Source organism: Nocardioides szechwanensis, assembly GCF_900103935.1.
Taxonomy (GTDB): domain Bacteria; phylum Actinomycetota; class Actinomycetes; order Propionibacteriales; family Nocardioidaceae; genus Nocardioides; species Nocardioides szechwanensis.
In genome coordinates, this window is record NZ_FNIC01000001.1 from 837,862 (window position 1) to 862,666 (window position 24,805).

Sequence of the window (24,805 nt, forward strand, 5' to 3'; positions counted from 1 at the left end):
TCGGGCTCGTCATCGTGAGCAGCTCTGCCTCGCGCTACGTGCGCGAGCGCGTGCGCAGCTGGCGCACGGGATCGAGCGCCGGGCAGCGCGAGGTCCTGGGTCTGCTCATGGCCGGGGTGGCGCTCTCGTTCGTGGTCTCCGTCGCGGACTACGACGTGGTGCCGCTGACGTCGTACTTCGTCTGGCTCATCCTCGGCATGCTCCTGCTGCGCTTCCGCTACCTGGCGGTGATGACCACCTGGACCGCGGTCGCCGCCGTGGCCGCGATGCTGATCGACGGCCCGGTCACCGGGCCCCGCTCCGCGGCGCTGGTCACGCTCGGCATCGCCGTGGTGCTGATCCTCTTCCAGTCCAGCCGCCAGCGCAGCGGCCTGCCCTCACCGCTGAGCGAGGCACTCCTGCACGAGCTCCGGGTGCGGCTCCAGGCGCAGGGCACGATCCCGCTGCTGCCCACGGGCTGGCACGTCGAGTCCGCGATGATCGCGTCGCACGGCGTCGGCTACGCGGGCGACTTCCTGGTGGCCGACCTCGACGACGACGGGCACCGGCTCGAGATGGTCCTGGTCGACGTGTGCGGCAAGGGCCTGGGCGCCGGGCCCCAGGCGCTCCAGTTCGCCGGGGCGCTCGGCGGCCTGATCGGCTCCATGCCCCCGGCCGACCTGATGGCGGCCGCCAACCGCTTCCTGCTGCGCCGCCGCCTCGACGACTCCTTCGCCACCGCCGTCCACGTGCGGGTCGACCTCGACGACGGCCGCTACTCGATCACCAGCGCCGGTCACCCGCCGGCGCTGCGCTGGGAGGCCGACACCGACGAGTGGCACATCGACAACGCCCGGGGGATGGCGATCGGGGTCGTGCCTGACCCCGACCTGACCGTCAGCGAGGGCGTCCTGCGCGAAGGCGACGCGCTGCTCTTCTACACCGACGGCGTCGTGGAGTCGCGCACGAGCGACCTCGACACCGGGATCGACTGGCTGCGCCTGGTGGCACGTGAGGCCATCCGCGAGGGTGCGGTCGGCTCCACCCGCCGGATGATCGCGCAGATCGAGCGCGGCGACGACGACCGCGCGGTGCTCCTCCTCAGCCGGACGGAGCGCGCGAGTAAAGCTCGCGGATGACGTCCTCGATGTCCGGCTCCTGGATCGACAGGTCCGCGACGTCGTACGACGCGGCCAGCGCGGCCACCACAGGCGCGGCGCTCGCGCCCGCGGGCAGGCTCAGCCACTGACGCGGACCCTCGACCCGGCGGGTGACCGCCCCGGCCACCGAGATGGGCGGGGCCTCGTCGACCAGGTCGACCACGACCGTGCGGTGGGACCCGCCTCGCTCGTGCAGCCCGGCGAGCGTGCCGTCGTAGACCTGGGTGCCGTGGTCGATGACGATCACCCGCCGGCAGAGCGCCTCGATGTCCTGGAGGTCGTGGGTGGTCAGCATCAGGGTGGTGCCGCGCTCGCGGTTAAGCGCCCGTAGGAACTCCCGCAGCCGGCCCTTGCTCACCACGTCCAGGCCGATCGTGGGCTCGTCGAGGTAGAGGATCTCCGGGTCGTGCAGGAGCGCCGCCGCGATGTCGCCGCGCATCCGTTGGCCCAGGCTCAGCTGGCGCACGGGGGTGTCGAGCAGCTCGCCCAGGTCGAGCAGCTCCAGGAACTCCGCGAGGTTGGTGCGGTGGCGCGCGGGGTCGGTCCGGTAGATCTTCTGGAGCAGGTCGAACGAGTCGCGCAGGGGCAGGTCCCACCACAGCGAGGTGCGCTGCCCGAAGACCACGCCGATCCGCCGGGCCAGGGTGGTCCGGTTGCGGCTCGGGTCGACGCCGGCCACGGAGATCCGGCCGCTGGTGGGCACCAGGATGCCGGTGAGCATCTTGATCGTCGTGGACTTCCCGGCCCCGTTGGGCCCGATGTAGCCGACCATCTCGCCGGCGTCGATCCCGAACGTGAGGTCCTGGACGGCCACCACCTCGGTGCGCTGCTTGCGGCGGCTGCCCTCGGCGCGCCGGCGCACGGTGAACGTGCGGCGCAGGTCCGTGACCTCGATCAGCGACATGTCAGCTCCCGGTGGATCGGTAGTGGCGGACGCCGGTGCGCCACGCGAGGGCGGCGACGCCCAGGAAGAGCGCGGCGGCGACGGGGGAGGCGAACTGGAGGGCCCTCGGCAGCCCGAACGGGTCGTCGCGGCCGAGGATGTAGAGAGAGGGATACCAGTTGACGAACGCGATCGGCAGCACGAACGTCAGCGCCTTCACGATCTCCGAGGGGAAGACCGACATCGGGAACTGCGTGACCTGGTTGCCGCCGTAGGTGAACGCGTTGGCGACCTCGGAGGAGTCCGCGGTCCAGAACTGCACGCAGGCCAGCGCCACGAAGAGACTGAAGAAGATCAGCGACCCGCTCACGACCATCTCCGCCGCGACCAGCGCCCGGGGCAGCGACCAGTCGACGTACGTCGAGGCCCAGACGAACACGATGCTCGACTGAAGGACCCGGGCGAAGCGGCGCAGCGCGAACTCGTCGGCGCACACCTGCACCAGGAGCGGCACCGGCTTGGTCATCATCGTGTCGAGGCGACCCGTCCTGATCATCTGGCCCAGGCGGTCGACCCGGCCGACGAACAGGTCGGCGAACGCGATGCCCAGACCGGTGGCGCCGTACAGGAAGCCGATCTCGGTGAGGCTGAAGCCACCCAGGTCGTCGACGTTGCGCAGGAGCACCCAGATCGCCACGAAGTCGAGCCCGGTCATCAGGAAGCTGCCGACGGCCATCATCCAGAACGACGCCGGATAGGCCATCGAGGCGCGCACCCAGAGGCTCGCGATCCGGCCGTAGTCGACCACCGAGGCGAGTCGCGTGTCAGCCACCCTGGACCACGACCCGGCGCTCGGCGCGGCGCAGGACCAAGGAGCACAGGCCCAGGAGCACGACGGCCCAGCCGGACATGAACGCGAAGCCTTCGACGATCTCCCACCCTGTGGTCTTGCCGAGCCAGATGTCGGCCGGCACCTGGAGGAACGTCGCCCAGGGGAGCGCGAACGCGAGGTCGCGCAGCATGCCGGGCAGGATCACGAGCGGCACGGTCAGCCCGCTGAAGAAGAGCGCGACGAAGCCCAGCAGCATCCGCGGACCGACGTCGTCCAGCAGCCAGAACGCCGTCAGCGAGGCGAGCATCCGCAGCGCGAAGCTGACCGTGACCGCGACCGGGATCGCCGCGAGGAAGACCAGCCAGGTCCCGACGCCGTCGGGGTAGCGCAGGTCGAACAGCAGCCCGCCGATGACCGTGGGAGCCAGTCCGCGGGTGAGCAGGTGGTACGCCGCCCGGCCGAGGTCGGCGGCGAGGTACCACCCGAGGATCCCCACCGGCCGGTAGAAGTCGATCGCCACGTCACCGGACCGGATCCGCTCGGCGAGGTCGTCGGGGGAGCCGCCGCCCCACACCGCCACGGTCATGATCATCGCCTGGCCGAGCCACACATAGGTGAGCGCGTCGGTGACGTCGTACCCGCCGGCGTCGGGGTTGCTGCCCCACACCTCGAGGTAGACGAAGCAGATGATGACGCCGAAGACGCAGTTGGTGAAGATGCCCGCGAGAGTCGCCCCGACATAGGTGGAGTACCTCTTGAAGGCGCGCGTCGCGACGGCGACGTGCAGGGGCATTGCCTCAGTCTCGCACGGCGTTCGGGCCCGCCGCGGACTGGAATAGGGCGCGCCGCCGGGCCGTTGCACAAGGCAGTCAACTATTCAACTACCTCAGAGGAGCTGGGAGCGATGCAGTTCGGCATCTTCACCGTCGGAGACGTCACGACGGACCCGACGACAGGCCGCACGCCGAGCGAGCACGAGCGGATCAAGGCACAGGTCGAGATCGCCAAGAAGGCCGAGGACGTCGGGCTCGACGTCGTCGCGGTGGGCCAGCACCACAACCCGCCCTTCGTCGCCTCGTCGCCCACCACCACGATGGCCTACATCGCGGCGCAGACCGAGCGGATCGTGCTCTCCACCTCCACCACGCTGATCACGACGACCGACCCGGTGCGCATCGCCGAGGACTACGGCACGCTCCAGCATCTCACCGACGGCCGCATGGACCTCATGCTCGGTCGCGGCAACACCGGCCCGGTCTACCCGTGGTTCGGCAAGGACATCCGCGAGGGCATCAACCTCGCCATCGAGAACTACGCGCTGCTGCACCGCCTGTGGCGCGAGGACGTCGTCGACTGGTCGGGCAAGTTCCGCACCCCGCTGCAGGGCTTCACCGCGACACCGCGCCCCCTCGACGGCGTACCCCCGTTCGTCTGGCACGGCTCGATCCGCAGCCCCGAGATCGCCGAGCAGGCGGCCTACTACGGCGACGGGTTCTTCCACAACCACATCTTCTGGCCGGCCAGCCACACCAAGCAGATGGTCGAGCTCTACCGCCGCCGCTTCGAGCACTACGGCCACGGCACCGCCGACCAGGCGATCGTCGGCCTGGGCGGACAGTTCTTCATGCGCCGCAACAGCCAGGAGGCTGTCAACGAGTTCCGCCCGTACTTCGACAACGCCCCGGTCTACGGCCACGGGCCCTCGCTCGAGGACTTCACCGCGCAGACCCCGCTGACCGTCGGCTCGCCGCAGCAGGTCATCGAGCGCACCCTCGGGTTCCGGGAGTACGCCGGGGACTACCAGCGCCAGCTGTTCCTCCTCGACCACGCCGGGCTGCCGCTCAAGACCGTCCTCGAGCAGCTCGACCTGCTCGGCGAGATCCTGCCCGACCTGCGGGCCGGGTTCGCCGAGGGCCGTCCCGCCCACGTCCCCGACGCCCCGCTCCACTCGGCGCTGGTGGCGGCATGACGCGCGTGCTGGCGATCACCGCCGGGTTCTCGGTGCCCTCGTCGACCAGGCTCCTGACCGACCGGATCGCTGACGCCGTACGCCGGTCGGCCGGCCCCGGCGTCGAGGTCGAGGTCGAGGTCGTGGAGCTGCGTCCCTTCGCGCACGCCCTGGCCGACCACCTGCTGACCGGCTTCGCGACCGGCGAGCTCGCCGACCTGATCGAGCGGGTGCGCCATGCGGACGGCCTGGTCATGGTCACGCCGGTCTTCGCTGCCTCCTACAGCGGTCTCTTCAAGACCTTCCTGGACGTGCTCGAGCCGGGTCTGCTCGAGGGCAAGCCCGTGCTCGTGGCGGCCACCGCCGGCACCTCACGTCACTCGCTGGTCCTCGACCACGCCCTGCGTCCGCTCTTCTCCTACCTGCGTGCCGTGGTCGTCCCCACCGGCGTCTTCGCCGCGACCGACGACTTCGGCCACGAGGGCCTGGAGCAGCGGATCGAGCGCGCGGCCGGCGAGCTCGTCGCGCTGGTCGGCGGCCGGCGTGCGCTGCACGTCGTACGCGACGAGTTCGCGGACCCGACGCCCTTCGAGGAGCGTCTGCGACCCGTCCGGTAGACCACCCAAAGGGGTGAAAAACCGGATTCCGGTGCGGATCTGGTCTAGTCCACCTGGACTACAGGTTTCAACTCTCGTTACGAGAGGTAACAGGATTCATGCCGCCGGACAGGGCGGTGCCAAACCCCAAATCCACTGGCCGTACTCGGCCCGCCTGAGGAGTGTTCTAACCATGTCCCGTCTCGCCACCGCTCGTAGAAGTCTCGCCGGCTCCGCCGTCCTCGCCCTGGTGGCGTGTGGCGCGGCCGCAGTGCCCGCGTTCGCCGACCCCGGCAACGGCAACGGGGGCGCCTCGGCGTCCGCGCCCGGCCAGGTCAAGGACAAGGACAAGAAGGACAAGGGCGACAAGCCCGGCCAGGGCCAGGGCCACCAGGGCCAGGGTCACCAGGGTCAGGGTCACCAGGGTCAGGGCCACGGCCAGGGCCAGGGTGGCGGCAAGGGCCACCAAGGCAACCCGGGCCAGGGCAACCCCGGCAACCAGGGTGGCAACGGCAACGGCAACCAGGGTGGCAACGGCAACGGCAACCAGGGTGGCAACGGCAACGCCGGCGGCGCCGGCGACCCGGCGGGCAACAACGGCACCGTCAAGATCGCCGGGCTCGGTGAGCTCGACGGGATCCCCAACAACACGCCCCACCCGGGCTGCACCTTCCAGGTCGAGTGGTACGGCTTCGACGAGGGTCCCGACGTCGTCTCGCAGGTGAGCTTCGCGATGCACGCGCCCACCTCCGACGTCGCCCTCTCCGTGGCCGGCGACACCAGCGTCTTCGTCGGCGGCGACCCGGCCTCCGGTGCCGGGACCGACTCCGGCCTCGACGGTGTCGAGACGTACACGCTCACCTTCGACGGTGCGCCGCACCCGAAGCAGGGCTACCACCTCAAGCTCACCGTGGCCACGCCCCGCTCGCAGGGCAACGACACCAAGACCAAGGTCTTCTGGATCGAGCCCTGCGAGACGGCTCCGGTCGAGGAGACCCCCGTCGAGGAGACCCCCGTCGAGGAGACTCCGGCTGGAGAGACTCCGGCCGAGGAGACTCCCGGCGACACGGGCGTCCTGCCGTCGGAGGAGGAGCTCGCGGCCGAGGGTGAGCAGGGCGTGCTGGGCACCAACAGCGAGATCTCGGAGAACCAGCTCAACGCCGCAGGCGCGGCCGCCGACTCGGCCGAGGTCCCGACCAACATCAACGCCGGCGAGGAAGGCACGTTCAGCTCGTTCAGCAACTTCGCCAGCTCCCCGCTCGGCCTGCTGATCGTCGGTCTCGGCGTCCTGATCGCCGCGGCCGGTGTCCTGGCCCGTCGTCGCTCCGGTGACTCCAACACGATCTGACCGACGTCGCCTGCTGCCCGCGATGGTCACCCTCCTCGGGGTGGCCGTCGCGGGCGCCGGCGTCGTGGTGTGGCTGAACCAGCCGGACCAGGTCACACCACAGTCAGCGCCCCAGTCCGTCGCGACCAGCGACGCCGGCGGGGCGTCACCCACGCCGACCCCGCAGCCCGAGCAGCGGGCACCGTGGGAGCCGGGCGCGCCCCGACGGCTGGTGATCCCCGCTCTCGACGTCGACGCGCCGGTACTGCCGATCCGCGCGCCCAACCGCACGCTGACGCCTCCGTCGGACCCCCAGCAGCTGGGGTGGTGGTCCGACGGCGCTCGGCCTGGCGACCGCCGCGGCAGTGCCCTGGTGACCGGTCACACGGTCCACACGGGCGGCGGAGCGCTCGACGACCTGGAGACCGTGGAACGCGGTGACCGGATCATGGTCCGGACGGTGAAGTCCAAGCTGGCCTACGTCGTCCGCACCGTGCGGATCTACGAGAAGGGCACGCTGGCCCGGACCGCCGCACGCGTCTTCTCGCAGGAGGTGCCGGGGAGGCTGGTCGTGATCACGTGCGAGGACTGGGACGGGACGCAGTACCTCTCCAACGTGGTCGTGGTCGCCGTACCCCAGCGCTGACGCTCAGTGCTGGTAGGTGCCGTGCAGGATCGCGCGGCCGAGCGTCTTGAACGCGAGGTTGAACGACACCACCGCGGGTGACGCGTCGGAGTCGACGCCCAGCGACTCCTCCTTCACGGCGTGGACCACGAAGAAGTAGCGGTGGACCTGGTCGCCCTCCGGCGGAGCCGCTCCCATGTAGCCCTTCTCCCCGCCGTCGTGGCGGCAGTGGAAGGCGTTGCCGGGCAGCTCACGCGACGCGGCGCCGGTGTCGAGCGAGGTCACGTCGGCCGGGAGGTCGACCAGGACCCAGTGCCAGAAGCCGCTCGGGGTCGGCGCGTCCGGGTCGAAGCAGGTCACCGTGAAGGACTTGGTGCCCTCCGGCGCGCCCTCCCACGAGAGCTGCGGGGAGGTGTTGCCCAGGTGTGCGACGTGGTCGTCCTGGAGGTGCTCGCCGTCGTTGACGTCGGTGCTGGTTACGGTGAACGACGGCACGGCCGGCAGGAGGTCGTAGGGGTTGGGGCTGACGGGGCGCTCGAGACTCATGACGTCAAACGTAGTCCGGCCGGTGAGCCCTGGCCACGGGTGACCCGACGCGAGGCGCGATGATGGGCACGTGGACGAGCTCACGACGTACCCCTCGGGCCTGCGCCTGACCGACCGACGCGTGGTCGTCGTGGGCGGTGGCCACGTGGCCCAGCGGCGGGTCCCGCAGCTGCTGGCCGCGGGCGCCGACGTCCACGTCGTCTCGCCGAGCGTGTCCCCGTCGATCGAGGGTCTTGTCGGCGCCGGGGAGATCACCTGGCACCGGCGCGGCTTCGAGGAGGACGACCTCGAGGACGCCTGGTACGTCGTGGCCGCCACCGACGTCACCGAGGTCAACGAGCGGGTCTCCGTGGAGGCTGAGCGGCGGCGGATCTTCTGCGTGCGCGCCGACGACGCCACGCGCGCCACCGCCTGGACCCCCGCCGTGGGCCGGGCCGCCGGCGTCACCGTCGCCGTCCTGGGCAACAGGGAGCCGCGCCGGTCGGCCGCCGTACGCGACGAGATCCTCGCCGGTCTGCGTGAGGGCACGATCGTGGCCCGGCACCAGCGTGGCCACGTCCCCGGCGTGACCCTGGTCGGCGGGGGACCCGGCGACCCCGACCTGATCTCGATCGCCGGCCGCAAGGCGCTGATGGAGGCCGACGTGGTCGTCGCCGACCGGCTGGCCCCGCGTGAGCTCCTGGGTCAGCTGCCCCCTGACGTCGAGCTGGTCGACGTGGCCAAGCTCCCTCGCGGACGCTCGGCGCAGCAGGAGGAGATCAACCGCGTCATCGTCGAGCGTGCGCTGGCGGGCAAGCGGGTGGTGCGGTTCAAGGGCGGCGACAGCTTCGTGTTCGGCCGCGGCTACGAGGAGGTCCTCGCGTGCCGCGCGGCCGGCGTCGCGGTCACCGTGATCCCGGGGCTGACCAGCCCGGTCGCCGTACCTGCCGTGGCGGGTATCCCGGTCACCCACCGCGGCGTCGCCCACGAGTTCACCGTGGCCTCGGGCCACCTGCCGCCCGGGCACCCCGAGTCGCTCACCAACTGGGATGCTGTCGCCGCGCTGCGCGGGACTCTGGTGCTGATGATGGGCGTCGAGAACGCCCCCACGATCGCCGCCACGCTGATCGCGGGCGGCCGCCCGGAGGCCACCCCCGTCGCCGTCCTGTGCGACGGCACGATGCCGGGGGAGCGCACCGTGCTCGCGACCCTGGGCACGCTCGAGGCGGAGCTCGTCGCCCACGACGTGCTCCCGCCGGCGATCATCGTGATCGGCGACGTCGTGGCGGTGGCACACCCCGAACGCTTCGCCTGATGGTCGAGCTCGTCGACATCACCGACCCGGACGACCCGCGCCTGGCCGACTACCGCGACCTGCGCGACGTCCAGCTGCGTCAGACCCTGGAGGCCGAGCACGGCCTGTTCCTCGCCGAGGGCGAGAAGGTCGTACGCCGCGCGGTCGAGGCCGGTTTCTCGGCCCGCTCGTTCCTGATGGCGCCGCGCTGGCTCGACGGCCTCGCCGACGTGCTCGACCGCTCCGACGCCCCGTGCTTCGTGCTCGCCGAGTCGCTCGCGGAACAGGTGACCGGCTTCCACGTGCACCGCGGGGCGCTCGCGTCGCTGCATCGGCCGCCGCCTCTGCCGGTCGAGTCGGTGCTGGCCGGTGCGCGCACGGTGCTGGTGCTGGAGGACCTCGTCGACCACACCAACGTCGGCGCGGTCTTCCGTAGTGGCGCCGCACTCGGCGTCGACGCCGTCCTGCTCGCGCCGCGCTGCGCCGACCCGCTCTACCGCCGCTCGATCAAGGTCGGCATGGGCGCGGTCTTCACCCTGCCGTGGACCCGGGTGGCCGACTGGGCCGACGCCCTGCCCGCACTCAGCCGCGCCGGCTACACCACCGTCGCCCTGACCCTCGCGGACGACGCCGTACCGCTGGAGGACGCCGTCGCCGGGCTCGACAAGGTCGCCCTGGTGCTCGGCTCCGAAGGCCACGGCCTCTCGCCTCGCTGGGAGCAGAGCGCCGACCGCCGCGCCGTCATCCCCATGCGCGACGGCATCGACTCCCTCAACGTCGCCGCCGCCAGTGCGGTCGCCTGCTACATCACCGCCCGTCGCTGACCCGTCTGCCCCGCACGCGCTGCGCACCTGCGGTTTGGTCACAAACCGCAGGTTCTGGGCCCGAATCTCTGCGGTCTGTGACCAAACGGCGGACCACCGGTCCGCCCATGGAAGCCGGGGCCGGGCGCTGCCGGCCCCCCGGGCCAGGCGTTGCGCACCTTCGGTTTGGTCACAAACCGCAGGTTCCGGGGCCGAATCTCTGCGGTCTGTGACCAAACGGCGGACCACCGGTCCGCCACGTGCTGGCGACCAGCGGCGCCGTCGAGTGCAATGGGGCCATGGACGACTACCAGACCGAAGCGGCCGACTCGGCGTACCACCGGCTGCTGCCGATCGGCGAGCGTGTGTCGGGGCAACCGTTGGTGGACGACTGGCTGTCGTGCTTCGAGGAGGTCACGCTCCGACCGCTGGCGCCGATGCTGCTGCCGGAGAAGCCGCGCGCCGGTGAGCTGGACCGCAGCGAGTGCGGCCACTGCCGGCTCTCGAAGCACACGATCTGGGCCGACGACCTGTGGCACGTCAACGCGGGCTGGGACCGGATGGGCCTCCCGTACGTCGGCGGGCTGGCGCCCAACGCGCACTGCCGCCTCGACGACGCACCGCTCGAGGTGCTGGCCGCGCTCGGCCCGCTGATGCAGCGGCTGAGCGTCGCGGTCAAGTCGATCCCGGGGGTGGCCCGCACCCACTTCTCCCGCTGGGGCGACGGCTCCGAGCACTTCCACCTCTGGGCCTTGGCGAGGCCCGCCGGGATGATGCAGGGCCGCGGGGCGATGCTGGCGTTCTGGGACGACCTGCTCCCGGACCTGCCCGCGGACCTGATGGCCGAGCACCTGCGGATCGTCGCGGAGTCGCTGGCGGCGGACGGCGGTACGGCGTTCCCCCACCGCTAGACCGCGAGACAGCTAGCCGGGGTCGGCCGCCGGCCAGCCCTCCGGGAACTCGTCGGCGACCTTGTCGTGCTGCTTCTGCAGCTTCTTGCGCAGCTTGGTCGGCAGCCGGTCGCCGAAGACCGTGCCGAGGGTGTGGTCCGTCTCGTGCTGCAGGCAGCGCGCGAGCAGCCCGTCCCCGGAGAAGGTCACGGGCGTGCCGTCGAGGCCGGTGCCGGTCACGGTGGCGTGGCTGGGACGGGCGCACTCCACGAACGCCCCCGGGAACGACAGGCAGCCCTCGTCGTCCTCGTCCAGCTCGCGGTCCTTGCCCTCGGGGAGGGTGAGCACCGGGTTGCACACCAGCCCGACGGTGCGCTGCCCGGACTCGTCGGGACAGTCGAAGACGAACATCGCCACGTCCTCACCGATCTGGCACGCGGCGAGGCCCACCCCGTCGGCGGCGTACATCGTGGCGACCATGTCGGCCGCCAGCGCCGTCAGGGCCTCGTCGTACGACGTGACGGGCTGCTGCGGGCGGTGCATCACCGGGGTGCCCCAGCGGGTCATCGGCCGGGCCGTCCCGCCGGTCGGGAGCGGGCCGTGGGGAGCGAGGGGAGCGTGATCGGGCACGAGCCAGATCCTAGGGCTGGGCCCAATGGAGCAACGAAGTCGCTCCACAGTGACCCGGACCACGCTCGATGCTGTAGCGCGCTGTGTAACTCCGAGTTACATTATCGCCATGTCTTTGATCAACCACTTCAGGCCGGGCGGCAAGAACGGCGTGCCGAGCGGCGAGTCTCGTGACCCGATCGGCTACCTCGTGGCCGGACTCAACCGGCTCGCCCAGAGCGACCTCATCGACCGCGTCAAGCTGCGCAAGCCCGCCGAGCAGGCCGTCTTCACCGTGACCCGCAGCGGGTTCAAGACGCTCACCGCGGCCAGCCGCACGTTCGCCAAGCAGGGCAAGCCCAGCGAGCCCGGCGTACGAGTCGCCGCCGCCAAGGCCAAGGGCGTCTTCGACCTCACGCCGACCGAGGACGAGCAGATGCTCGTCGACGTGGTGACCGAGTTCGCCGAGGAGGTCGTGCGCCCGGCGGCCGCCGAGGCCAACGAGTCCTGCGAGGCTCCCGCGGAGCTGCTCGCCGCCAGCCTCGAGATAGGCCTGCCGATCCTGGGCGTGCCCGAGGCGCTCGGCGGCATCTCCGAGGAGCGCTCGGCGATGGCCGGCACGCTGGTCGCCGAGGCGCTGGCCAAGGGCGACCTCGGCCTCGCGGTCGCGGCGCTGGCGCCCGGGTCGGTCGCCACCGCGCTCGGCCTCTGGGGCACCGACGCCCAGCAGCAGACCTACCTCCCGGCGTTCACCGGCGACGACGTGCCCGCGGCCGCCCTCGCACTCAACGAGCCGACCGTCCTCTTCGACGTGCTCAGCCCGTCGACGACCGCGACCCGGACCGATGACGGCTTCGTGCTCAACGGCGTCAAGACGCTGGTGCCGCGCGGAGCCCAGGCCGAGCTCTTCGTCGTCGGCGCCGTGCTCGACGGCAAGCCCGTCCTGTTCCTCGTGGAGTCGTCCACCCCCGGCCTCGCCGTCGAGGGTGACCCCGCGATGGGCGTGCGCGCCGCCTCGCTGACCAAGCTGACACTCACCGACGTGAAGGTCCCTGCCGACGCCGTACTCGGCGACACCGAGGGCACGTCGTACGCCGAGTGCGTGCGGCTCTCACGCCTCGCGTGGTGCGCGTTGGCCGTCGGAACCGGCCAGGCCGTGCTCGACTACGTGACGCCCTACGTCAAGGAGCGCCAGGCGTTCGGCGAGCCGATCGCCCACCGCCAGTCGGTGGCGTTCATGGTCGCCAACATCGCGATCGAGCTCCAGTCGATGCGGCTGCTCACCTACAAGGCGGCGGCCCGCGCCGCGGCTGGCAAGGACTTCTCCCGCGAGGTCGCGCTGGCGCGCACCCTGTGCGCCGAGAAGGGCATGCAGATCGGCAACGACGGCGTCCAGCTGCTCGGTGGCCACGGCTTCGTGAAGGAACACCCCGTCGAACGCTGGTACCGCGACCTGCGGGCCATCGGCATCATGGAAGGCTCGGTTCTCGTCTGATGGCCATCAATCTGGACGACCCCAAGAAGTTCCGCCCGCTGGTGGGCCAGGCCCACCAGGTCGCGATGAACATGCTGCGACCCATCTCGCGCAAGTACGACCGCGCCGAGCACGAGTACCCCAAGGAGCTCGACATGCTCGCCGCGATGATCGACGGGCTCTCCGAGTCCGGCGCGAGCGAGGGCGCCGGTGCGGCCGGCGTTCGGCGTGACGAGGGCGACCAGGACACCTCGGTCAAGAACGGCGCCAACCTGGCCTCGGTCATGTCGATCGCCGAGATGTGCTGGGGCGACGTGGGCCTGCTCCTCTCGATGCCCCGCCAGGGTCTCGGCAACTCCGCGATCGCGTCGGTCGCCAACGAGGAGCAGCACGAGCGCTTCGACGGCGTGTGGGCCGGGATGGCGATCACCGAGCCGGGCGTCGGCTCCGACTCGGCCAACATCAAGACCACCGCCACGCTCGACGGCGACCACTACGTGCTCAACGGCGAGAAGATCTTCGTCACCTCCGGTGACCGCGCCGACGCGATCGTGGTGTGGGCGACGCTCGACAAGGACCTCGGCCGTGCCGCGATCAAGTCGTTCGTCGTCGCCAAGGGCACCCCCGGCATGCGGGTGGAGCGGCTCGAGCACAAGCTCGGCATCCGCGCCTCCGACACCGCGACGATCATCTTCGACAACTGCCGCGTCCCGGCGGAGAACCTCCTCGGCTCGGCCGAGGTCGACCCGAAACAGGGCTTCGCGGGCGCCATGGCGACTTTCGACAACACCCGGCCGCTGGTGGCCGCCATGGCCGTGGGCTGTGCCCGGGCCGCGCTGGACCTCACCCGCGACCTGTTGGCCCAGGCCGGCGTCACCGTCGACTACGACCGCCCCGCGCTGACGCAGTCGGCCGCCGCGGCCAAGCTCCTCCAGATGGAGGCCGACTGGGAGGCGGCGCACCTGCTGACCCTGCAGGCGGCCTGGATGGCCGACAACCGCCAGCCCAACTCGCTCGAGGCCTCGATGGCCAAGGCGAAGGCCGGCCGGGTCGGCTCCGACATCACGCTGAGCTGTGTGGAGCTCGCGAGCTCGGTCGGCTACAGCGAGGCCGAGCTGCTCGAGAAGTGGGGCCGCGACTCCAAGATCCTCGACATCTTCGAGGGCACCCAGCAGATCCAGCAGCTGATCGTGGCCCGCCGGATCCTGGGGCTCTCGAGCGCCGAGCTCAGGTAGCCCGGCCGGCCCGGCTCAGGAGGTCCGCGGAGGCAGCTTGTCGCCCGGCGAGGAGGCGGCGGTCCTCTTCGTCGGGGCCTTCTTGGCGGGCGCCTTCTTGGCCGCCGCCTTCTTCGCCGGGGCGGTCTTGGCCGGGGCCTTCTTCGCGGCCGCCTTCTTGACCGCCGGTGCGATGTCGGCCGGGGTCGCGTCGACGTGGCTCGCGTCGGCCGCGGCGTCGATCGAGGTGAGCGGCTTGGCGCTCTTGTCCGCCTTGGCGGCGGGGGCCGGCTTGGCCACCGGGGCGGCGTCGAGGCCCAGCTCCTTGGTCACGTTGACCGGCTTGTCCGGAGAGATCTTGGCGACCTTGGGGGTGGCCTTCTTGGCCGCGGCCTTCTTCGTGGGCGCCGACTTGATCGGCGTCACCTTGGCCGGGGACATGGGGTCGCCCTGCGACTTGCGGGACACCGTCGCGGGGACGGCCGGCTCCAGGTCGGGCGAGGGGGCCGGAGCCGGGGTCTTGCGGCCCGGGATGAGTGAGGTGACGGTGTCGCCGGCCTTGGCCGCGACCTGCCCGGCCACGGTCACGCCGAGGCCGACCCCGCCCTTCGCGCCCTCGACGACCTGTCCGACTGCCTTCTCGGCGGTCGCCTTCGGCTTGCGGATAGTGCCGAGCGCGACGTCCTTGATGGTGCCGAGCGGGTTCTTGCGAGCCACGGTGTGTCCCTTCGGTTGGTGGTGCGTACGTCGTGCGGTGGTGCCGGCCTAGGTCCCCTCGGTCTTGCGACGCGGGGGGAGCTTGGCGCCGGGCGCCGCCTTCTTCACCGGCTTCTTGGTCTTGCTCGCCGGCTGCGGCGGGTGAGGCGGGATGTTCTTGGCGACCGCTGCCGGGGTGGGCGTCGGGCTGGGCTTGGTCGGCGCCGCGGCGGCCGGCTCGGCCGGTGTGGCTGGCTGTGCTGGTCGGGCCGGGGCCGGCGTGACGGTCACCGGGCCGGTACCCGTCGGCGGCGTGGGTGAATCACCCACGCGTGACTTGATCGCACCGATCGCCTTGCCGACCAGCGGTCCGGCCGTGCGTGCTGCGCGGGCGGCGACCGCGGTGCCGATGACCACGGCTCCGGACGCTGCGCTCTTGATGCGGTCGAGGGCGTTGGCGGCCACGGGCACTCCCTGGGTCGTTGTGGGTCGTGGGCGAGTCGGTCGTGACCCCGATTCAAGCAGGCCGGGCAACAGAAGAGGGCGGGCGGTCCGTCGGTGGGACGGACCGCCCGCCCTCGGGGACGGGGGTGGCGGTGGGGCTCAGGAGACGCTACGGAAGGGGTCGTGCTCGGCGAGGATCTTGTCGACCCGGGCCTGGTCGATGCGGGAGACGACGTACTGGTTCTCCTGCGCGTCGCGCACGACCTTGGCGAGGGTGAAGCACGAGGTGGTGAGGAACATGGTGCCGAGGCCGAGGAACGCGCGGATCCAGGGGTCGACCGGGAGGTAGAGGATCGCGAACAGCATCGTCATCAGCGCGATGCCGAACGAGAGAGCCGCTTGGACGAAGAAGGCGTTGGTGTTCTTGGACGTGCTCGGAGTGCTCATGCGACGAGCCTGTCGTCCGGGCGCCGGGGCCGGACCTGCGTGAGTACCTGACTGCGGCTGAGTACCCCACCTCAGGTTCCCCACCTCAGGACCGCTGTGGCAGGGTCGACGAGATGACGAGCGACGCGCGCCTGGACCTGATCGTGTCGACGCTGAGTGACGCGTTCGCCCCACTCATGGAGGCCGACCCGGCGGCGTTCCGCGGGAAGTTCCGGACCATGTCCGCCGACCCGCACGCGTTCTACCGGGGCTCGGCGTGCCTCTTCTACGCCGACGTGACGGAGCAGGACGACCCCTACGCCGACGAGCACAGCGGCCGGATCTGGGTGCACGGCGACCTGCATGTCGAGAACTTCGGCACCTACCTCAACTCCGACGGCCGGCTGGTCTTCGACATCAACGACTTCGACGAGGCCTACCTCGGGCGCTTCACGTGGGACCTCCAGCGCTTCGCGGCGTCCCTGGCGCTGGTCGGCTGGCAGAAGGCACTGCCGGAGGAGGACGTCAGCCGCCTCATCGGCCGCTACCTGCGCGCCTACCTGTCGCAGATCGACGAGTACCGCAAGAGCGAGGAGGACGACTTCGCGCTGCACCTCGACAACACCGAGGGTCCGATCAAGGAGGCCCTGGTCATGGCGCGCCAGCAGCGGCGCGCCGACCTGCTCGACGAGAGCACCCAGGAGGTCGACGGGATCCGGCTCTTCCGTGAGGGACGCGGCGTACGCCGCCTGGGCAAGGCCGAGCGGGCGAAGGTGGTCAAGGCGTTCGAGGCCTACCTGGACACCATCCCCGAGCGGCGGCGCTCGGACCGGGATCTCTTCTACGACCTGCGCGACGTCGTCGGGAAGTCGGGGTTCGGGATCGGCAGCGCCGGGCTGCCGGCGTACAACGTGCTGGTCGAGGGCTACAGCCAGGCCCTGGACAACGACGTCGTGCTGTCGATGAAGCAGGCGAACGTGCCGGCGATCAGCCGGTTCGTCGACACCAGCGCCGTGGAGCGCTACTTCGAGCACGAGGGGCACCGGACCGTCGTCAGCCAGCGCGCCCTGCAGGTGCACACCGACCCGATGCTCGGCTACACCGAGCTGGACGGCGTCGGCTATGTCGTCGCCGAGGTCTCGCCCTACGAGGTCGACCTGAACTGGTCGGGGCTGACCGAGCCCGAGGAGATCTCGAAGGTCGTGGACCTGCTGGGACGGGCGACAGCCAAGATCCACTGCGCCTCCGACGAGGACAGCGACCAGGACCTCGTGGACTTCCAGGTCGAGGACGCCATCGCCGAGAGCGTCGAGGGCCGGCGCCGGGAGTTCGTGCGCTGGGTGACCGACTTCGGGATGAGCTACGCCAACCAGGTGCGCGAGGACCACGCGCTGTTCGTGCAGGCGTTCCGCGAGGGGCTGGTCGGGGTCACGTCTACCTGACCCGGATGCGCACGGGCTGGACGTGGTCGGCGACCAGTCGGGCCGGGCCGGGCTCGGCCGCCAGGGGGACGTCGAAGCTCCAGGTCACCCAGCCCTGATGGTCGGTCTCTGCGGTCTCCGCGTCCGTGATGCCGAGAGTCCACGAGCGGTCGCCCTGAACCAGTCGCAGCTCCACGTCCTCCAGCGGCGCGGGAGGCGGGTCGTCGTACTCACAGTCGTCACAGCCGAAGCCCGCCGAACAGCTCATGCTGTCGCGGCAGCCCTCGGTGAAGGCGCGGCCCTCGATCACCACGTCCGCACCGCGCTCCAGCACGAGCGGCTCGGTGATCTCGAGGTACGGCGCCGCGCAGGATGCCGACGCGGGTGCCTGAGGGAACGGGGCCGCGGCGAGGCCCAGCAACGTGGCGAGGAGGAGCAGGGGCGTGCGCCGCATGTGGGTGGGACGGTCTGGTCGCGGCATCGGTTCCGCTTCCGCTTCCGGTGCGATGGTCATGACCCGAGCAGGGTTCGCACCCGGGCGGCCTGGTGCTCCAGGCTCCCGGGTGGGTTGCGCGCGTGACCCGGGTTGCCAGGGAGCAGCATGAGCAGCCAGAACGTCGCGAACAGCCTGCGGCCCTGAACCAGACGGTGGCGCTGCGCCGCGGACAGGCCGAGCGCGGAGACCAGCGCCTCCGCGTCGACGAGCCCGCGCAGCGACGCCGAGACGTGCTCGAGCAGGTCGGCGACCTCGAAGTCGACGACCCGGCAGGTGGCGCCGTCCCAGAGGAAGTTGCCGAGGTTGCCAGGTCCTCAGGTCGCCGACCATCTCCGCCCCACCCGAGCGACGCACCGGCAGGGCGGCCAGCACGTCGGGGGGAACAGCGACGTGCAGCAGGTTCAACGCAGTCGTGAGGCCGGCCGTCTGCGCGCCTGTCAGCGGCACGTGCCCGAGCGGGTGGCCCGCGGTCGCGACATCACGACGACGGGGGCGCCGTGGCGCACGGAGCACTCCAGCGGCACCGGTGCCAGCCCCGGCGCATGCCGGTCGAGCAGGGTCAGCGTCGCCCACTCGCGGTCGGCCTCGTCGCCGTGGCGCAGCCGGAAGGTCTTGGTCACGGACTCCATGTCCTGGGCGATGTGGTGGGTCGTGGCGAGCACGGTCACCCCAGGTCGGCGGGGCCGCTCGGCCCGGCGTCGAGGTGGCGGGGCGCGGCGAAACCGGCCGCCGCGAAGGCGACGTCGACGGCACGACGTACGGCGTCGACGCGTTCGGTCGGGACGAGGGCGATGGCCGTTCCGCCGAAGCCGCCGCCGGTCATCCGCGCGCCCAGCGCCCCGCTCTCCAGCGCCGTGGTGACCACGAGGTCGAGCTCGGGGCAGGAGACCTCATAGTCGTCGCGCAGGGAGTCGTGGGAGGCGGTGAGGAGGTCGCCGAGCGAGCTCCAGTCCCTGGCGCCGATCGCTGTCACCGCAGCCTCGACGCGGGCGTTCTCGGTGACGACGTGGCGCGCGCGGGCGCGCAGCCGGGGTTCGAGGCGCTCCAGGTCGGGCAGCGTCGCCCGGCGCAGGGACGGGAGGCCGAGCGCCTTGGCGGCACGCTCGCAGTCGTCGCGGCGGGCGCCGTAGCCGCCGTCGGTGAGCGCGTGCGAGACCTGGGTGTCGACGACGACCAGGGTCAGGCCGGCGTCACCGAAGGGGAGGTCGACGTCGCGGGTGGCCCCGGTCTCGAAGTCGATGAGCAGCGCAGCGCCCGGGGAGGACAGCAGCACCGCGCTCTGGTCGAGGCCTCCGGTCGGGGCACCGGCGACCTCGGTCTCCGCACGCCGGCACACGGCCACGAGCTCCCGGCGGAGCTCGGACGTGAGGGTGCGGCCGACCAGCCCCGTGACCGCGACCGCGACGGCGCACTCGATGGCCGCCGAGCTGGAGAGGCCGGCACCGATCGGGACGGTGCTGTCGACGACGAGGTCCACGCCCGGGACGTCCCAGCCGGCCTGCTGGAGCGCCCAGAGCACGCCGACGGCGTACGTCGCCCAGCCGGTGACGTCGCCGGGGCCGGTCGTGGCGAGCGTGCCGGTCCACGGCTCGCCCTGCTGGCGGCTGGTCACGGAGACACAGTCGTCGGCGCGGGTGGTGGCGGTGACCGTGGTGGCGTACGGGATGGTCAGGGGCAGGCACAGGCCGTCGTTGTAGTCGGTGTGCTCGCCGATCAGGTTGACCCGGCCAGGGGAGCGGCCCACGGACGTCGCCATGCCCGAAGCCTAGGCTTCTGGCCGTGCGCTTCCTCCATGACTCGGCCCCGTCCCACGACCTGACCTACGACGACGTGTTCATGGTGCCCCGGCACAGCCACGTCGCGAGCCGTTCGGACGTCGACCTGTCGACGTCCGACGGCACCGGGGCGACGCTGCCGCTGGTGGTGGCCAACATGACTGCGATCGCCGGCAAGCGGATGGCCGAGACGGTGGCGCGGCGTGGGGGGATCGTCGTGATCCCGCAGGACATCCCGTTCGCGGTCGTCGCGCAGGTCGTGGCCGACGTGAAGGCGGCACACCTCGTCTTCGACACCCCGATCGAGCTGAGCCCGACCCAGACGGTGGCCGAGGCGCTGTCGCTGATCCCGAAGCGGGCACACCGGGCCGCGGTCGTGGTGGTGGACGGCCGACCCGTGGGGGTCGTGTCCGAGGCCGACTGCGCGGACGTCGACCGGTTCGCGCAGGTCGGGCAGGTGATGAACCCGCGGCCGGTCCTGATTGCCGCCGACAGCGACCCTCGCGACGCGTTCGACGCCATCGACAAGGCTCGTGCCGCGGTGGCCGTGGCGGTCCACGCCGACGGCACGCTGGCCGGGGTGCTCACCCGCGACGGCGCCCTGCGAGCCACGCTCTACGAGCCGGCGGTCGACGGATCTGGACGGCTGTGCGTCGCGGCCGCGGTCGGGGTCAACGGCGACGTGGCGGCCAAGGCAGCCGAGCTGCTCGACGCCGGCGTCGACTGCCTCGTCGTGGACACCGCCCATGGGCACCAGGAGCGGATGCTGGACGCGCTGGCCGCCGTACGCGCCCTGGACCCGCAGGTGCCGGTGGCCGCCGGCAACGTCGTGTCGGCCGAGGGCACGCGCGCGCTGATCGAGGCGGGGGCCGACATCGTCAAGGTCGGCGTGGGGCCGGGCGCGATGTGCACGACCCGGATGATGACCGGAGTCGGCCGACCGCAGTTCTCGGCCGTCCTCGAGTGCGCGGACGCGGCGCGCGACCTGGGGCGCCACGTCTGGGCCGACGGGGGCGTGCGGCACCCGCGCGACGTCGCGCTCGCGCTGGCGGCGGGGGCGTCAGCGGTGATGATCGGGTCGTGGTTCGCGGGGACGCACGAGTCGCCGGGCGACCTGGTCGTGGACTCGACCGGGCGCGCCTACAAGGTCTCGTTCGGGATGGCGTCGGCCCGCGCGGTCGCCAATCGCACCGCGGGGGAGTCGGCGTACGAGCGGGCCCGCAAGGGCCTCTACGAGGAGGGCATCTCGTCGTCGCGGATGTACCTCGACCCGGCCCGCCCCGGCGTGGAGGACCTGATCGACGAGATCTGTGCCGGCGTGCGCTCGGCGTGCACGTACGCCGGCGCCACCACCGTGGCCGAGCTCCACGAGCGGGCCGTCGTCGGCGTCCAGTCGGCCGCCGGCTTCCACGAAGGCCGGCCGCTCGCGCAGTCCTGGTGAGGACGCGGTTTGGTCACAAACCGCAGGTCTGGCGGCCGGAAACGTGCGGCTTGTGACCAAACCGCACGCGGCACCTAGCGCGACGAGCGCTCGGTGCGGCCCCGGACGATGCCGATGAACGTCTGGACCCGGTCGTCCTCGTTGTCGACGAGCCACGCCAGCCCGACCTTGGTGGCGGGCAGGTCCGTGACCGGGCGGGAGACGATGTCCTTGCGCTGGTGGAGCCGCGCGACGGACATCGGGACGAGCAGGATCCCCGTGCCGGAGGCCACCACCTCGACGGCGTCCTTGACGCTCATGTCGGGCCAGTCGAGCTGCTCCGCTTCGGGAATCCACCCGGACTCGTGGGGTAGCACCAGCTGCTCGTCACCCAGGTCGGCCAGGGTGACCTCGTCGGCGGCCGAGACCAGGTGCTCCGCCCCGGCGACCGCGACCGCCACCTCGTCGTACAGGGGGATGCAGTGCAGGCCGGTGCGGTCGACGGGGAGGCGGACGAGACACATGTCCAGGCTGCCGTCGCGCAGTCCGGTCTCCTGGTCCGGCTGCTCCACCGGGACCAGCTCGAGTCGGGTGCGGGGGTAGCGCGCGCGCCAGACGGAGGCCCACTTGTCGGGCGTCGCGCCGGTGACGAACCCGACGCGGAACGAGTGCGTGTCCACGGCCCGAGTATGGGGTAGTGGATGGCACTGGCTAGCGTCGAGTCCGCAACGGGACGGTTGGGGTCGGCTTCGGAAGGTGGGGACATGCGGGTGCTCGTGACCGGCGCGACCGGCTACGTGGGGTCGCGGCTCGTGCCCGCCCTGCTGGCCGAGGGGCACGACGTCGTGGTCGCCGCGCGCGACCTCGACGCGCTCGCCCGCTTCGCGTGGGCCGACGACGTCGAGCGGCGCTGGTGCGACGTCGAGGACACCGTCTCGGTGCACCTCGCCGTGCGCAACATCGACGCCGTCATCTACCTCGTGCACTCGATGGGCGCGGGGGAGTTCCTCAAGCGCGACCGCGAGGCGGCCGGCTACGTCGCCGACGCGTGCGAGTACGCCGGGGTCGACCGGATCGTCTACCTCTCCGGCCTGGTGCCCCCCGGCCGGCTCTCCGACCACCTGCGCTCGCGTCACGAGGTCGAGGAGATCCTGCTCGGGTCGACGGTCCCGAGCACCGTCCTGCGCGCGGCCATGGTGATCGGCGCCGGCTCCACGTCCTTCGAGCTGATGCGGCGCGTCAGCGAGCGGCTTCCGGTCACGCCGGTGCCCGCCTGGATGCAGCGCGACATCCAGCCGGTGGCCGTCGAGGACGTCGTACACCTGCTGGTGCGGTCGCTCGAGGGCGAGCCCCGCAACCGCGCCTACGACGTCGGCGGCGACGAGGTCCTGACCTACCGCGAGCTCCTGGACCGCTTCGCCGCCCTGGCCGGGCTTGAGCGGCCCCAGGTCGTCCTGCCGCTGGCACCCGGCCGACTGGTCGGCGAGGCCGTCGCGCTGCTCTCCGGGGTGCCGCGCTCGACCGTGCTGGCCTTGGTGCACAGCCTCGCGCACGACATGGTCTGCCAGGAGGACGACGTACGACGGGAGCTGGCCCCGGGCCATCGGTTCTTGTCCGTCGACGACGCGATCCTGCGCTCGCTCGCCGGCCAGACCCAGGCCACCGAGGTATTCGGTGACGTCCAGGGCCAGGCCACAAGCGACCCCGCCTGGGTCGGCACCACCCGCTGACCTGCGGTTTGGTCACAAACCGCAGCATTTCGGGCGCGGAACGTGCGGTTTGTGACCAAACCGCACGTCCTCAGGCGGGCGCGTCGGCGATCGGGTGCTCGAGCCGGGCGGCGTGGAGCCGCGCGTGGGCGATCGCCTCGGGGGTCGTGGCGAACACATGTCCTTGGTGGGCGAGCTCGTCGTAGACCCCGAGGCTCTGCAGGACGTGGTCGTGGCGGGGCTGGACCCCGGACAGCATCACGGTGATCCCCTGGCGCTCCAGCCGGCGCACGGTGTCAGCGAGCAGCGCGGCCCCGGTCGCGTCGAGCGAGGTGATCCGTGACAGCCGGAGGACGACGACCCGCACGTGGCTGATCGTGGTGAGGTCGAGCAGGAAGTCGTGGGCGGCGGCGAAGAACAGCGGTCCGTCGAGCCGGTAGGCGACGATGTTGGCGTCCAGCAGGGCGTGCTCCTCCTGGCTGTGCCCGGTGTCGTCGAGCGGCACCTCGTCGAGGCGCGCCTCGCGCGCGGTCTGCCGCAGGGCCAGCCCGCCAGCGAGCACCAGGCCCAGGATCACTGCGGTGACCAGGTCGAAGACCAGGGTCGCCACGGCGGTCGTGACGAGCACGGCGGCGTCGCCCCGGGTCGCCCGCAGCAGCGCGAAGGCGCTCGAGACCCGCACCATCTGCGCGGCGGTCGCGATGAGTACGCCGGCCAGCGCGGCGAGCGGGATCTCGCCCACCCAGCGGGCGGCGACCAGGACGAAGAGGAGCAGCACCACGGCGTGGGTGAGAGCCGCCAGCCGCGACGCGGCACCGGACCGCACGTTGACCGCCGTACGGGCGATCGCGGCTGTGGCGGGGATGCCGCCGAACAGTGGGCTCACCAGGTTGGCGATGCCCTGGCCGAACAGCTCCCGGTCGGGGTCGTGGCGCTGGTCGACGCTCATCGCGTCGGCGACGGTCGCGGACAGGAGGCTCTCCAGCGCGGCCAGCGCGGCGACCGCCACCGCCGGCAGCACGAGGGTGTCGAGCTGGGCGAACGGGATGCTGGGCAACGAGGGGGCGGAGAGCCCGGACGGCAGCTGTCCCACGGTGCTGACCTCCAGCCCCAGGACCGCGGCGGCGACGGTGCCAAGGACGACCGCGGCGAGTGCAGCCGGCAGCAGGCGGACCCGGGTCAGACCGAGCATGAAGGCGACCACCGCGGACGCCAGCAGCGGCGCGGCCCAGTGCGGGTCGTCCAGCCAGGCGACGACGGCGTCAGAGGCCAACGGCAGGACCTTCTCGGCGTGCACGTCGACTCCCAGCGCCGACGGGACCTGCTGGAGCGCGATGATCACCGCGATCCCGATCGTGAAGCCCTCGACCACCGAGACGGGGAGGTAGCGGATGAACCGTCCGGCCCCGCTCGCCGCCAGGGCGAGCAGGATCAGGCCGGCGAGGAGGCCGACGACCAGGACGCCGTCGGCGCCGTGCTCCGCCACGATCGGGACCAGCACGACCGTCATCGCGCCGGTCGGGCCGCTGACCTGGAGGTTGCTGCCGCCGAACACCGCGGCGAGGGCACCGGCGACGATGGCCGTGGTGATGCCGGCGGCCGCCCCGAGACCGGAGCTGACCCCGAAGCCGAGCGCCAGGGGCAGTGCCACGAGCGCGACCATCGTGCCGGCGAGGACGTCCCGGCCGGGCTGCAGGCGCATCGCCAGGAGGTCCGCTCGTCCGGGCAGCAGCGCGAGCAGGCGGCGTACGGCACTCAACGCGCCGCCTCTGCCCCTTCTTGCGCCAGCTCGGACGAGAGCTCGGCCTGGGCCGCCAGCATGCCCGAGAGGATCTTGCGGGCGGCGAGCAGCAGGTCGCGCACCTCGGGGACGCTGATCGAGTACACGACCTCGCCGCCCACCCGGCGCGATAAGACCATCGACGTACGGCGCAGCACGGCGAGCTGCTGCGACAGGCTGCTGGGCTCGCCGCCGATCTTCTCGAGCAGCTCGTGCACCGCGTGGTCTCGCTCGCACAACAGCTCGAGGATCCGGATCCGGGCCGGGTGTCCCAGGGTGCGGAAGAACTCCGCCTTGGCCTGGTACAGCGGGACGCTCGTCGTCGACTTCTCCGGCATGTGCATAGTTTCGCACATGAAGATGTCTTCATGTGAAAGGGCAATGGTCACGCACGTCCCGGGACGCGCGGTTTGGTCACAAACCGCACGAAATGCCGCCCGGGAGCTGCGGTTTGTGACCAAACCGCAGCCGCCGGAGGC

At 71.7% G+C, this 24,805-nt stretch carries 27 protein-coding genes; 13 read left to right on the forward strand and 14 right to left on the reverse strand.

From position 1 onward, the window contains the following. Positions 1-14 precede the first annotated feature (14 nt). Positions 15-1,118, forward strand: a complete 1,104-nt coding sequence (locus BLR90_RS04055) for a PP2C family protein-serine/threonine phosphatase (protein ID WP_091022704.1) — start codon at positions 15-17, stop codon at positions 1,116-1,118. On the opposite strand, the gene BLR90_RS04060 is transcribed toward BLR90_RS04055, so the two are convergent. From BLR90_RS04060 to BLR90_RS04070, 3 genes are read right to left on the reverse strand one after another with little or no spacing between them, the layout of a single operon-like run. Beyond that, positions 1,081-2,043, reverse strand: a complete 963-nt coding sequence (locus tag BLR90_RS04060; RefSeq protein WP_091022706.1) for an ABC transporter ATP-binding protein — start codon at positions 2,041-2,043, stop codon at positions 1,081-1,083. The genes BLR90_RS04055 and BLR90_RS04060 overlap by 38 nt on opposite strands. 1 nt (position 2,044) lies before the next feature. Then, the gene (locus tag BLR90_RS04065) at positions 2,045-2,854 is read right to left on the reverse strand and encodes an ABC transporter permease (protein WP_245715145.1); all 810 of its coding nucleotides are present in this window, start codon (positions 2,852-2,854) and stop codon (positions 2,045-2,047) included. Then, complete coding sequence (locus BLR90_RS04070) at positions 2,847-3,647, reverse strand: ABC transporter permease (RefSeq protein WP_091022708.1); 801 nt, start codon at positions 3,645-3,647, stop codon at positions 2,847-2,849. The genes BLR90_RS04065 and BLR90_RS04070 overlap by 8 nt, the downstream gene beginning before the upstream one ends. A 111-nt stretch (positions 3,648-3,758) precedes the next feature. Here BLR90_RS04070 and BLR90_RS04075 point away from each other — a divergent pair, with 111 nt between their 5' ends. The 4 genes from BLR90_RS04075 (at position 3,759) to BLR90_RS04090 (ending at position 7,371) form a co-directional block, all read left to right on the forward strand. After that, positions 3,759-4,823: an LLM class flavin-dependent oxidoreductase gene (locus tag BLR90_RS04075; protein ID WP_091022710.1), complete on the forward strand. Its 1,065-nt coding sequence runs from the start codon at positions 3,759-3,761 to the stop codon at positions 4,821-4,823. Beyond that, on the forward strand, positions 4,820-5,419 hold the full coding sequence (locus BLR90_RS04080) for a CE1759 family FMN reductase (protein ID WP_091022712.1): 600 nt from the start codon (positions 4,820-4,822) through the stop codon (positions 5,417-5,419). The genes BLR90_RS04075 and BLR90_RS04080 overlap by 4 nt, the downstream gene beginning before the upstream one ends. Before the next feature lie 172 nt (positions 5,420-5,591). Beyond that, positions 5,592-6,746, forward strand: coding sequence for a hypothetical protein (locus BLR90_RS04085; protein WP_143016102.1), 1,155 nt, complete (start codon positions 5,592-5,594; stop codon positions 6,744-6,746). A gap of 22 nt (positions 6,747-6,768) precedes the next feature. Next, entirely contained in the window at positions 6,769-7,371 is a 603-nt protein-coding gene (locus tag BLR90_RS04090) for a class F sortase (RefSeq protein WP_091022716.1), read from the forward strand. Between the two features lie 3 nt (positions 7,372-7,374). Here BLR90_RS04090 and BLR90_RS04095 read toward each other — a convergent pair whose 3' ends face one another. Further along, positions 7,375-7,896 carry a YbhB/YbcL family Raf kinase inhibitor-like protein gene (locus BLR90_RS04095; protein ID WP_091022718.1) on the reverse strand — a complete coding sequence of 174 codons (522 nt, stop codon included), beginning with the start codon at positions 7,894-7,896 and terminating at the stop codon, positions 7,375-7,377. A gap of 70 nt (positions 7,897-7,966) precedes the next feature. Here BLR90_RS04095 and cobA point away from each other — a divergent pair, with 70 nt between their 5' ends. From cobA to BLR90_RS04110, 3 genes are all read left to right on the forward strand, one after another. Further along, positions 7,967-9,190 (forward strand): uroporphyrinogen-III C-methyltransferase, encoded by a 1,224-nt coding sequence (gene cobA, locus BLR90_RS04100; protein WP_091022720.1) that lies wholly within the window; start codon positions 7,967-7,969, stop codon positions 9,188-9,190. Then, entirely contained in the window at positions 9,190-9,993 is an 804-nt protein-coding gene (locus tag BLR90_RS04105) for a TrmH family RNA methyltransferase (RefSeq protein WP_091022722.1), read from the forward strand. Before cobA ends, BLR90_RS04105 begins: the two co-directional genes overlap by 1 nt. Positions 9,994-10,271: 278 nt before the next feature. Continuing rightward, a complete protein-coding gene (locus BLR90_RS04110) occupies positions 10,272-10,883 on the forward strand; it encodes a hypothetical protein (protein ID WP_091022724.1) in 612 nt (203 codons plus the stop codon). Between the two features lie 12 nt (positions 10,884-10,895). On the opposite strand, the gene def is transcribed toward BLR90_RS04110, so the two are convergent. Continuing rightward, positions 10,896-11,429 carry a peptide deformylase gene (def, locus tag BLR90_RS04115; protein WP_091022726.1) on the reverse strand — a complete coding sequence of 178 codons (534 nt, stop codon included), beginning with the start codon at positions 11,427-11,429 and terminating at the stop codon, positions 10,896-10,898. A gap of 172 nt (positions 11,430-11,601) precedes the next feature. On the opposite strand from def, the gene BLR90_RS04120 reads away from it, so the two are divergent. After that, positions 11,602-12,966: an acyl-CoA dehydrogenase family protein gene (locus BLR90_RS04120; RefSeq protein ID WP_091022727.1), complete on the forward strand. Its 1,365-nt coding sequence runs from the start codon at positions 11,602-11,604 to the stop codon at positions 12,964-12,966. Then, a complete protein-coding gene (locus BLR90_RS04125; RefSeq protein ID WP_091022728.1) occupies positions 12,966-14,180 on the forward strand; it encodes an acyl-CoA dehydrogenase family protein in 1,215 nt (404 codons plus the stop codon). Before BLR90_RS04120 ends, BLR90_RS04125 begins: the two co-directional genes overlap by 1 nt. Before the next feature lie 15 nt (positions 14,181-14,195). Here BLR90_RS04125 and BLR90_RS20880 read toward each other — a convergent pair whose 3' ends face one another. The 3 genes from BLR90_RS20880 to BLR90_RS04140 form a co-directional block, all read right to left on the reverse strand. Continuing rightward, complete coding sequence (locus tag BLR90_RS20880; protein ID WP_091022729.1) at positions 14,196-14,876, reverse strand: hypothetical protein; 681 nt, start codon at positions 14,874-14,876, stop codon at positions 14,196-14,198. 48 nt (positions 14,877-14,924) lie between these two features. Then, complete coding sequence (locus BLR90_RS04135) at positions 14,925-15,320, reverse strand: hypothetical protein (protein ID WP_143016103.1); 396 nt, start codon at positions 15,318-15,320, stop codon at positions 14,925-14,927. A gap of 138 nt (positions 15,321-15,458) precedes the next feature. Beyond that, positions 15,459-15,746, reverse strand: coding sequence for a YiaA/YiaB family inner membrane protein (locus BLR90_RS04140; RefSeq protein ID WP_091022734.1), 288 nt, complete (start codon positions 15,744-15,746; stop codon positions 15,459-15,461). A 113-nt stretch (positions 15,747-15,859) separates the two neighbouring features. On the opposite strand from BLR90_RS04140, the gene BLR90_RS04145 reads away from it, so the two are divergent. Next, entirely contained in the window at positions 15,860-17,167 is a 1,308-nt protein-coding gene (locus BLR90_RS04145; protein WP_091022735.1) for a DUF2252 domain-containing protein, read from the forward strand. On the opposite strand, the gene BLR90_RS04150 is transcribed toward BLR90_RS04145, so the two are convergent. The 3 genes from BLR90_RS04150 to galK all read right to left on the reverse strand — a co-directional run bounded on the left by BLR90_RS04150 (position 17,160) and on the right by galK (position 19,398). After that, positions 17,160-17,600, reverse strand: coding sequence for a hypothetical protein (locus BLR90_RS04150; protein ID WP_091022737.1), 441 nt, complete (start codon positions 17,598-17,600; stop codon positions 17,160-17,162). The two genes, BLR90_RS04145 and BLR90_RS04150, sit on opposite strands and share 8 nt — an antisense overlap. A 479-nt stretch (positions 17,601-18,079) precedes the next feature. Continuing rightward, positions 18,080-18,304 (reverse strand): hypothetical protein, encoded by a 225-nt coding sequence (locus BLR90_RS04155; protein WP_143016104.1) that lies wholly within the window; start codon positions 18,302-18,304, stop codon positions 18,080-18,082. Between the two features lie 2 nt (positions 18,305-18,306). Next, positions 18,307-19,398: a galactokinase gene (gene galK, locus BLR90_RS04160; RefSeq protein WP_091022741.1), complete on the reverse strand. Its 1,092-nt coding sequence runs from the start codon at positions 19,396-19,398 to the stop codon at positions 18,307-18,309. Positions 19,399-19,421: 23 nt separating this feature from the next. Between galK and BLR90_RS04165 the strand changes: the two genes are divergently transcribed. After that, positions 19,422-20,858: a GuaB1 family IMP dehydrogenase-related protein gene (locus BLR90_RS04165; RefSeq protein WP_091022743.1), complete on the forward strand. Its 1,437-nt coding sequence runs from the start codon at positions 19,422-19,424 to the stop codon at positions 20,856-20,858. Positions 20,859-20,932: 74 nt separating this feature from the next. Here BLR90_RS04165 and BLR90_RS04170 read toward each other — a convergent pair whose 3' ends face one another. Beyond that, positions 20,933-21,517 carry a LysR family transcriptional regulator substrate-binding protein gene (locus BLR90_RS04170; RefSeq protein ID WP_091022745.1) on the reverse strand — a complete coding sequence of 195 codons (585 nt, stop codon included), beginning with the start codon at positions 21,515-21,517 and terminating at the stop codon, positions 20,933-20,935. 84 nt (positions 21,518-21,601) lie between these two features. Here BLR90_RS04170 and BLR90_RS04175 point away from each other — a divergent pair, with 84 nt between their 5' ends. Continuing rightward, a complete protein-coding gene (locus tag BLR90_RS04175) occupies positions 21,602-22,567 on the forward strand; it encodes an NAD(P)H-binding protein (RefSeq protein ID WP_170254183.1) in 966 nt (321 codons plus the stop codon). A 70-nt stretch (positions 22,568-22,637) separates the two neighbouring features. Here BLR90_RS04175 and BLR90_RS04180 read toward each other — a convergent pair whose 3' ends face one another. Both BLR90_RS04180 and BLR90_RS04185 read right to left on the reverse strand, forming a co-directional pair. Continuing rightward, positions 22,638-24,305 carry a SulP family inorganic anion transporter gene (locus tag BLR90_RS04180; RefSeq protein ID WP_245715146.1) on the reverse strand — a complete coding sequence of 556 codons (1,668 nt, stop codon included), beginning with the start codon at positions 24,303-24,305 and terminating at the stop codon, positions 22,638-22,640. Further along, positions 24,302-24,664: an ArsR/SmtB family transcription factor gene (locus tag BLR90_RS04185; RefSeq protein WP_091023260.1), complete on the reverse strand. Its 363-nt coding sequence runs from the start codon at positions 24,662-24,664 to the stop codon at positions 24,302-24,304. The genes BLR90_RS04180 and BLR90_RS04185 overlap by 4 nt, the downstream gene beginning before the upstream one ends. Positions 24,665-24,805: the final 141 nt, after the last annotated feature.